The 7,753-nt window shown below is 69.1% G+C and carries 12 protein-coding genes; 6 read left to right on the forward strand and 6 right to left on the reverse strand.

Annotation, left to right across the window (positions count from 1 at the left end):
- Positions 1 to 512: ParA family protein (locus A9X04_RS25495; protein WP_156764533.1), on the reverse strand; the 512-nt coding region annotated here is incomplete at its 3' end.
- A 109-nt stretch (positions 513 to 621) separates the two neighbouring features.
- On the opposite strand from A9X04_RS25495, the gene A9X04_RS25500 reads away from it, so the two are divergent.
- From A9X04_RS25500 to A9X04_RS25510, 3 genes are read left to right on the forward strand one after another with little or no spacing between them, the layout of a single operon-like run.
- Positions 622 to 1,233, forward strand: coding sequence for an acid phosphatase (locus tag A9X04_RS25500; protein ID WP_067926801.1), 612 nt, complete (start codon positions 622 to 624; stop codon positions 1,231 to 1,233).
- The gene (locus tag A9X04_RS25505; RefSeq protein ID WP_067926804.1) at positions 1,230 to 2,327 is read left to right on the forward strand and encodes an isochorismate synthase MenF; all 1,098 of its coding nucleotides are present in this window, start codon (positions 1,230 to 1,232) and stop codon (positions 2,325 to 2,327) included. The genes A9X04_RS25500 and A9X04_RS25505 overlap by 4 nt, the downstream gene beginning before the upstream one ends.
- Positions 2,324 to 2,800, forward strand: coding sequence for a GNAT family N-acetyltransferase (locus tag A9X04_RS25510; RefSeq protein WP_067926805.1), 477 nt, complete (start codon positions 2,324 to 2,326; stop codon positions 2,798 to 2,800). Before A9X04_RS25505 ends, A9X04_RS25510 begins: the two co-directional genes overlap by 4 nt.
- Here the strand turns inward: A9X04_RS25510 and A9X04_RS25515 are convergent.
- Positions 2,752 to 3,192, reverse strand: coding sequence for a hypothetical protein (locus A9X04_RS25515; protein ID WP_156764534.1), 441 nt, complete (start codon positions 3,190 to 3,192; stop codon positions 2,752 to 2,754). The genes A9X04_RS25510 and A9X04_RS25515 overlap by 49 nt on opposite strands.
- An 88-nt stretch (positions 3,193 to 3,280) precedes the next feature.
- Here A9X04_RS25515 and A9X04_RS25520 point away from each other — a divergent pair, with 88 nt between their 5' ends.
- Together A9X04_RS25520 and whiB1 are read left to right on the forward strand one after the other, a co-directional pair.
- On the forward strand, positions 3,281 to 4,252 hold the full coding sequence (locus A9X04_RS25520) for a diacylglycerol kinase family protein (RefSeq protein ID WP_067926811.1): 972 nt from the start codon (positions 3,281 to 3,283) through the stop codon (positions 4,250 to 4,252).
- Positions 4,253 to 4,534: 282 nt separating this feature from the next.
- Positions 4,535 to 4,789 (forward strand): transcriptional regulator WhiB1, encoded by a 255-nt coding sequence (whiB1, locus tag A9X04_RS25525; protein WP_007168139.1) that lies wholly within the window; start codon positions 4,535 to 4,537, stop codon positions 4,787 to 4,789.
- Between the two features lie 69 nt (positions 4,790 to 4,858).
- On the opposite strand, the gene A9X04_RS25530 is transcribed toward whiB1, so the two are convergent.
- A complete protein-coding gene (locus A9X04_RS25530) occupies positions 4,859 to 6,358 on the reverse strand; it encodes a sensor histidine kinase (RefSeq protein WP_067926813.1) in 1,500 nt (499 codons plus the stop codon).
- A 52-nt stretch (positions 6,359 to 6,410) separates the two neighbouring features.
- Positions 6,411 to 6,626 carry a biotin/lipoyl-binding carrier protein gene (locus tag A9X04_RS25535; RefSeq protein WP_067926821.1) on the reverse strand — a complete coding sequence of 72 codons (216 nt, stop codon included), beginning with the start codon at positions 6,624 to 6,626 and terminating at the stop codon, positions 6,411 to 6,413.
- 207 nt (positions 6,627 to 6,833) lie between these two features.
- Between A9X04_RS25535 and A9X04_RS32465 the strand changes: the two genes are divergently transcribed.
- A complete protein-coding gene (locus A9X04_RS32465) occupies positions 6,834 to 6,908 on the forward strand; it encodes a 50S ribosomal protein bL37 (RefSeq protein ID WP_011728008.1) in 75 nt (24 codons plus the stop codon).
- Between the two features lie 6 nt (positions 6,909 to 6,914).
- Here the strand turns inward: A9X04_RS32465 and rsrA are convergent, their stop codons facing one another.
- Both rsrA and A9X04_RS25545 read right to left on the reverse strand, forming a co-directional pair.
- Entirely contained in the window at positions 6,915 to 7,217 is a 303-nt protein-coding gene (gene rsrA / locus A9X04_RS25540; RefSeq protein ID WP_067926816.1) for a mycothiol system anti-sigma-R factor, read from the reverse strand.
- Positions 7,214 to 7,753: sigma-70 family RNA polymerase sigma factor (locus tag A9X04_RS25545; protein ID WP_067926819.1), on the reverse strand; the 540-nt coding region annotated here is incomplete at its 5' end. The genes rsrA and A9X04_RS25545, both read right to left, overlap by 4 nt.

Genomic DNA, 7,753 nt, shown 5'->3' on the forward strand with positions numbered 1-7,753 from the left:
TGCTGGACGTCGGCGACCGTGCGCAGGAACTGGCCGACGCCGCGGTGCGCGAGCGTCTCGCACTGCAGCGGCACTATCACCTCGTCGGCGGCGGTCAGGCCGTTGAGCGTGAGCACACCCAGCGACGGCGGGCAGTCGATGATGACCACGTCGAAGTCGTCGGCGAGCTTCGCCAGCGCGCGTTTGAGCGCGTACTCGCGGCCGGCGCGCATCAGCAGCATCGCCTCGGCTCCCGCCAGGTCGATGTTGGCCGGCAGCAGCGTCATGCCCTCCATCGTCGTGACCAGCGCGGCGTTGGGCTCGACCTCGCCGAGCAGCACCTCGTGCACGGACACCGGGAGCTTGTCGGGATCCTGGCCGAGCGAGAACGTCAGGCAGCCCTGCGGATCCAGGTCGACCAGCAGCACCCGCTTACCCTCGTCGACCATCGCCGCGCCCAGCGAGGCAACCGTCGTCGTTTTGGCGACGCCGCCCTTCTGGTTGGCCACCGCCAACACCCGGGTCTTACTCACCAGCGCCCGCCCCTCCTGTTGCCACGGTCACAGTGCCCATCCTGACATGTTCGATCGTCCAACGCTGCGGCCGACGGGCCCGGCATGTCGTCCGGCAGAATCGGTCGATATGGGCTTGCACAACCATCGACTGGTCCTCCTCCGCCACGGGGAGACCGAATGGTCGAAATCCGGCCAGCACACGGGGCGGACCGACCTCGAGCTCACCGACACCGGCCGCGTCCAGGCCGAGCTCGCCGGCCGCGTCCTGCGCGAACTGAACCTCACCGACCCGTTGGTGGTCAGCAGCCCGCGCATCCGCGCGCTGACCACCGCCAAGCTGGCCGGGCTGGCCGTCGACGAGGTCTCTCCCCTGCTCGCCGAATGGGATTACGGCTCCTACGAGGGCCTGACGACACCCCAGATCCACGAATCGGTCCCCGATTGGCTGGTCTGGACGCACGGATGCCCCGGCGGCGAGAGCGTGGCCCAAGTCAGCGAACGCGCCGACCGGGCCGTCGCGTTCGCGTTGGAGCACATGGAGTCGCGCGACGTGGTGTTCGTGGGGCACAGCCACTTCTCCCGCTCGGTCATCACGCGCTGGGTGGAGCTGCCGCTCGTCGAGGGCAGCCGCTTCTGGATGCTGGCCGGCTCCCTCGCCGTGTGCGGTTTCGAGCACGGCGTGCGACAGCTCGCCGCGCTCGGCCTGACCGCCCAGCCGCAGGCGATCAAGCCCGGGTGAACCACGAACCGCCGTTCGCGCTGTGCGGACCGACGCAGACCCTGGTTGCCGACGGGGTGCGGGAGCGCTACCACGACGCGGCGGCCGCGCAGGACGCGCTGCGTTCGGGCTCTGTGCCAATTGTGTTGGGCGCGTTGCCCTTCGACGTGGGCCGGCCCGCGGCGCTGCTGACGCCCCAGGCGGTGCGCCGCAGCGACGCGCCGCCGGACTGGCCGAGCGACCCGCTGCCGGCGGTGCGTGTCGCCGCCGCAGACCCGTCGCCGGACGACTACCGCCGCCGCGTCGCCCGCGCGCGCGACGAACTCACCGCGCCCGACAGCCCGCTCAGCAAGGTCGTGCTGTCCCGAGCGCTGCGACTGGTCGCCGAGGGCTCCTTGGACGCCCGCGTCATCCTGCGCCGGCTCATCACCGCGGACCCGGCAGCATACGGTTACCTCGTCGACCTGACCGGCGCCGGCGACGACTACGCCGGCGCGGCGCTGGTGGGCGCCAGCCCGGAGCTTCTGGTGGCGCGCTCCGGGGACCGCGTCACGTGCCGGCCGTTCGCCGGTTCGGCACCCCGCGCCGCCGATCCCGACGTCGACGCCGCCCACGGCGCCGCGCTGGCCGGTTCGGCCAAGGACCGGCACGAGCATCAGTTGGTCATCGAGACCATCCGCACCGCGCTGGAGCCGCTGTGCGACGAGCTGACGATCGCCGCCGAGCCCGAGCTGAGCCGCACCGCGGCGGTGTGGCACCTGTGCACGCCGATCAGCGGACGTCTGCGCGAAACATCCACCACGGCAATCGATTTGGCCCTTGCTCTGCACCCCACACCGGCGGTCGGCGGGGTGCCGACCAAGGCCGCGGTCGAACTCATCGCCGAGCTGGAGGGCGACCGCGGGTTCTACGCGGGGGCGGTGGGCTGGTGTGACGCGCGCGGCGACGGCCGCTGGGTGGTGTCCATCCGCTGCGCGCAACTGTCGGCGGACCGCCGCAGCGCGATCGCCCGCTCCGGTGGCGGGATCGTCGCCGAATCCGACCCCGATCAGGAAGTCGCGGAAACCACAACGAAATTCGCCACCATCCTCAACGCGTTGGGCGTCAAGCAATGACCATTCGCCGCGCCACGCCCGAAGACGCGGGTGCGATCACCGAAATGATTCACGCGCTGGCCGAATTCGAACACGCCGCGGATCAGTGCACGGTCACGGAAAAACAAATTGCCGCAGCGCTTTTCGGCGCCACCCCGACGGTGTATGGGCACCTTGCGGAGGTCGACGGCGAGATCGCCGCGATGGCGCTGTGGTTTCTCAACTTCTCCACCTGGGACGGCGTGGCGGGCATCTACCTCGAAGACCTGTTCGTGAGGCCGGGGTTTCGCCGTCGCGGCCTGGCCCGCGCGCTGTTGGCGACCCTGGCGGCCGAATGCCTCGACCGGGGCTACACGCGGTTGTCCTGGGCGGTGCTGAACTGGAACGCCGACGCCATCACGCTGTACGACGGGGTCGGCGGCGAACCGCAGCGCGAGTGGACCACCTACCGGCTGTCGGGCCCCGGGTTGGCCGAGCTGGCCGAATCGCGCTGATCGCCGCCGGCGGCCCAGCGCACCCCCTGCGGGCTGAAGAGCAGCCCCAACACGGCCAGCGCCACGAGGCCCGCGGGAATCCCGAAGGCGGGCCGGTGCGAGTCGACCGTGAGGTACCACGCCACCGGCAGGAGCAGCAGCTGGGTGATCACGGCAAGCCCTCGGCCCCAGCGCTTGCCGAGCGTCAGCGCGCGCCCGGCGGCCAGCACCACCGCCCCGACCACCAGGAAGAACAGGGCGGTGCCGAGCCCGTTGACCACGTGCTGGTCGGCCCCGGCGATGCCGCGCACCACCAGCACGACCGCCATGACCAGCGCGGCCACCCCCTGCACCGCCACCAGAAGGCCGGCGCCGCGCACAGCGGATGGGACGCCCCCCGGGTAGCGGCGCAAACCTGTCACCCGCGTCAGCGTAGTCACCCGCGGCGGCGGGGCGTTCCCCACAGCGTCGCCTTAAGGCTCCCGCATAAGCTCGTGCCTCATGCGCGCCGTGCTGATCGTGAACCCCACAGCCACGTCCACCACCCCGGCCGGTCGCGACCTGCTGGCGCACGCGCTCAAAAGCCGCCTGCAGCTCACCGTCGAACACACCAATCACCGCGGTCACGGCACCGAACTCGCGGAGAAGGCGGTCGCGGACGGCGTCGACCTGGTCGTGGTGCACGGCGGCGACGGCACCGTCAGCGGGGTCGTCAACGGCCTGCTCGGCCGTCCCGGCGCCGCTTCTGGACCGATCGGTCCGGTGCCGGCGGTCGCGGTGGTCCCCGGCGGTTCGGCGAACGTGCTGGCGCGGTCGCTGGGCATCTCCCGGGATCCGGTGGCCGCCACCAACCAGCTCATCCAGCTGCTCGACGACTACCACCGCCACCACATGTGGCGCCGCATCGGCCTGATCGACTGCGGCGAGCGGTGGGCCGTGTTCAACACCGGGATGGGTGTCGACGCGGAAGTGGTCGCCGCGGTCGAGGCCGAACGCGACAAGGGCGGGAAGGTGACCGCGTGGCGCTACATCCGCGCGGCGATACCCGCCGTGTGGGCTTACACCCGCCGTGAACCGATGCTCACCCTCGAACTGCCCGGCCGCGAACCCGTCACCGGGGTCAGCTTCGCGTTCGTGTCCAATTCCAGCCCCTGGACGTTCGCCAACGACCGGCCGGTTTGGACCAATCCCGGCTGCACCTTCGAGACGGGCCTGGGGGTTTTCGCGCCCACCACCATGAAAACCATCCCCACCCTGCGGATCGTGCGGCAGATGTTCGCCAAGCGGCCCAAGTTCGAGTTCGACCACCTCATCACCGCGGACGACGTCCCCTGCGTGCGTGTCACGTCGACCGGCGGCCCGGTCGCCTGCCAGTTCGACGGGGATTACCTCGGGGTGCGCGAAACCATGACGTACCGGGCGGTGCCGGACGCGCTGGCCGTCGTCGCGCCGCCTCGAAAAAATCCGCTCTGAGCTGCGGCGACGAAGCCGCCGCGGGCCAACAGACGAAGCTTTTCCGCAAGAGTGGCCAGTCAGTGTAGTACAACTGTGTAAGGGCTCGGCTACGGAATGATCAAAGTGAGATAGCCCACGAGCTAACTCGGTGCTATTGACTTCTGTTGAGCCTGTGAAACGATCAAAAGGTTGCATGCAGAAATTTAGATAGGGGTACGGACCCTTTTCTTGTGCACGCGTTAACAGCCGAAGAAAATTGGCCGTGCGCCTTGCTGCGCACTCAGTGAGGAGTAAGAACGTATGGATTGGCGCCACAAGGCGGTCTGTCGTGACGAGGACCCGGAGCTGTTTTTCCCGGTAGGGAACAGCGGCCCGGCGCTCGCGCAGATCGCTGACGCGAAACTGGTCTGCAATCGGTGCCCGGTGACCACGGATTGCCTGTCCTGGGCCCTGAACACCGGCCAGGACTCGGGCGTCTGGGGCGGCATGAGCGAAGACGAGCGGCGCGCACTCAAGCGTCGCAATGCCCGGACGAAGGCCCGTAGCGGAGTCTGACCCAGTCAGAGCAAATAGTGCGGCCTCGACGAAAGTCGGGGCCGCACTATTGTGTGGGTCGCGCGGCACCTACAAAGCCAGGCGGGTCCGCCGACCGATCGGCACCCGCAGCACCACGTCGGTGCCGCGGGACGGGGCCTGGCGCATGCCCAGTGTGCCGTCGAGTTCCGCCGACACCAACGTCCGCACGATCTGCAGGCCGAGGCTGTCGGACGTCTCCAGGCTGAAGCCCTCCGGCAACCCGCGGCCGTCGTCGTGGACGACGACGTCGAGCCAGCGGGCCGACCGCTCGGCGCGGATGGTCACCGACCCGGCTTCGGCCGCCGGGTCGAACGCGTGCTCGATCGCGTTCTGAACCAGTTCGGTGATCACCATGATCAGGGCCGTCGCGCGGTCGGAGTCCAGCACACCCAGGTCACCGACCCGGTTGATCCGGATCGGCCGGTCCACCGACGCCACGTCGTTCATGATCGGCAAGATCCGGTCGATCACCTCGTCGAGGTTCACCTGTTCGTCGACCGACATCGACAGCGCGTCGTGCACCAGGGCGATCGACGAGACCCGCCGCACCGACTCGATCAGGGCTTCACGCCCTTCGGCGTTGACCGTCCGGCGGGCCTGCAGCCGCAGCAGCGCCGCCACCGTCTGCAGGTTGTTCTTCACCCGGTGGTGGATCTCGCGGATCGTGGCGTCCTTGGAGATCAGCGCCCGGTCGCGGCGCTTCACCTCGGTGACGTCGCGGATCAGCACCGCCGCCCCGGCGCCACCGCCGTTGACCACCAGCGGCAGCGTCCGCAGTAGCACCGTGGCGCCGCCGGCGTCGACCTCCATCCGCATGCTCTTCCCGCCGGCCAGCAGGTCGAGCACGTGCTCGGCCAGCTCCTGGGCCTCGAAGGGGTCGGAGATCAGCGGCCGCGTCACCTTGACCAGGTTGCGGCCCTCCAGCTCGCTCGTCAGGCCCATCCGGTGGTAGGCCGACACGGCATTGGGGCTGGCGTACGCGACGACGCCGTTGACGTCCAGCCGGATGAAACCGTCGCCCGCCCGGGGCGTGGAGCGGGACATGACGACATCCCCCACGTCGGGAAAGGTGCCGTCGGCGAGCATGTGGACGAGGTCGCTCGCACACTCCCGGTAGGCGGTCTCGAGTTGGCCGGACGTGCGGTCGGCCGCGCCCGCGGTTTGATGCCGGGTGAGCACGGCCACCACGCTGCCGCCGTACCGCACCGGCGAGGCCTCGACGTGTGGGCCGGGCAGCAGCGAATCCTCTTGGCCCGCATCGTAATTGCGCTGTGGCGCGCCGAACTCGAAAGCCCCGGCCACCAGCGCCAGCCGGTCGGCGGCGACGACACTGCCCACCGAGTCGGTGAGCAGCACCGTGGGCGCGGTGTTGGGCCGGCACTGCGCCACGCACACCAACATGCCGTCGTCGCGGCGAACCCACATCAGGTAGTCGGCGAACGACAGGTCCGCCAGCAGCTGCCACTCCCCCACCACCGCGTGCAGGTGGTCCACGGCGTTACCGGGCAGCACGGTGTGTTCGGCAAGCAGATCACCGAGCGTCGACATCACTCACTCCCCGGGCATCCCCGGCAACGGACGGGTCCAACTGTTTCGGGGGCTAGCTGATCACGGCAATCAGGTCGCCCGCCTGGATGACATCGCCCACCGAGACGCTCACCTTGCTGATGGTGCCGTCGACCTCGGCCAAGACGGGAATCTCCATCTTCATCGACTCCAGCAAGACCACGACGTCGCCTTTGCCGATCTGGTCACCCTCGCTCACCACGACTTCGAGCACGCTGGCCACGATCTCGGCGCGGACATCCTCGGCCATCTTCACCCCACTCGTTTCGGCCATTGCGAGGCCGGCTGCTGGTCATCAAGCTTCCGTCAGGCTCGGTGTATATCGAACCACAGGACCGCGCTTCCGGCCGCGGCGCACGGGCCGTTGTCGCCGCCGTCGACTTCCGTGAGAGACTGTGCGGCAGGCTCACGGGCGCCGGGCGCCCGGATCAAAGACCAATCAACGGAGGATTCGACCATGGCCAAACGAGGCCGTAAGAAGCGCGACCGCAAGCACAGCAAAGCCAACCACGGCAAGCGGCCCAACGCCTGAGGACCGTTACTGCCTCTCGCGGATGATGGTGGTCCGCCGGATCTCCAGCCGTAGCCGCTCGCGCAGGCCTTCCGGCGCCTTCTCACCCCGGCATTTGGTGGCGATCAACGCCTTGATCCGTTCCTCGAGGCCGTAGTGCTTGAAGCAGCCGGGGCACGCTTCGAGGTGGCGGCGCAGCTGGTCCCGCGATTCGGGCGTGCATTCCCCGTCGAGCAGGAGCCAGACCTGCCGGATCACCTCGGCGCAGCCGACGGCGCCATGAGCGTCGTCGTTGGGGCACGTGTCGCTCGGGCTGGAAAACTCGCTCATGACGACACCTCCTCGTGCGCCTGGTGGCCGCGGTTGAAGCCCCGCTCCTTGGCCACGTCAGCCAGCAACCCACGCAGTTGACGGCGGCCGCGGTGCAGCCGTGACATTACCGTCCCGATGGGTGTGTCCATGATCTCGGCGATTTCCTTGTAGGGGAAGCCCTCGACATCGGCGTAGTAGACGGCCATCCGGAACTCTTCCGGCAGCGCCTGCAGCGCCTCCTTGATCTCGGTGTCGGGCAGCGCCTCGAGCGCCTCGACCTCGGCCGAGCGCAGCCCGGTGGACGAGTGCTCGGCGTTGGACGCCAGTTGCCAGTCGGTGATCTCCTCGGTCGGGTACTCGGCCGGCTGGCGCTGCCTCTTGCGGTAGCTGTTGATGTAGGTGTTGGTCAGGATGCGGTACAACCAGGCCTTGAGGTTGGTGCCCGCCCGGAAGGAACGAAACCCCGCGTACGCCTTCACCATCGTCTCTTGCAGCAGGTCTTCCGCGTCGGCCGGATTGCGCGTCATGCGCAGCGCGCCGCCGTAGAGCTGGTC

The sequence above is a fragment of the Mycobacterium sp. E3247 genome, assembly GCF_001667785.1.
In the GTDB taxonomy this organism is placed as follows: domain Bacteria; phylum Actinomycetota; class Actinomycetes; order Mycobacteriales; family Mycobacteriaceae; genus Mycobacterium.

Excerpts from the sequence above, each read along its gene's own strand:
- A9X04_RS25500 (WP_067926801.1), top strand. The coding sequence starts at position 622 with ATGGGCTTGCACAACCATCGACTGGTCCTCCTCCGCCACGGGGAGACC.
- A9X04_RS25510 (WP_067926805.1), top strand. The coding sequence starts at position 2,324 with ATGACCATTCGCCGCGCCACGCCCGAAGACGCGGGTGCGATCACCGAA.
- A9X04_RS25520 (WP_067926811.1), top strand. The coding sequence starts at position 3,281 with ATGCGCGCCGTGCTGATCGTGAACCCCACAGCCACGTCCACCACCCCG.
- whiB1 (WP_007168139.1), top strand. The coding sequence starts at position 4,535 with ATGGATTGGCGCCACAAGGCGGTCTGTCGTGACGAGGACCCGGAGCTG.
- A9X04_RS25530 (WP_067926813.1), bottom strand. The coding sequence starts at position 6,358 with ATGTCGACGCTCGGTGATCTGCTTGCCGAACACACCGTGCTGCCCGGT.
- A9X04_RS25535 (WP_067926821.1), bottom strand. The coding sequence starts at position 6,626 with ATGGCCGAGGATGTCCGCGCCGAGATCGTGGCCAGCGTGCTCGAAGTC.
- rsrA (WP_067926816.1), bottom strand. The coding sequence starts at position 7,217 with ATGAGCGAGTTTTCCAGCCCGAGCGACACGTGCCCCAACGACGACGCT.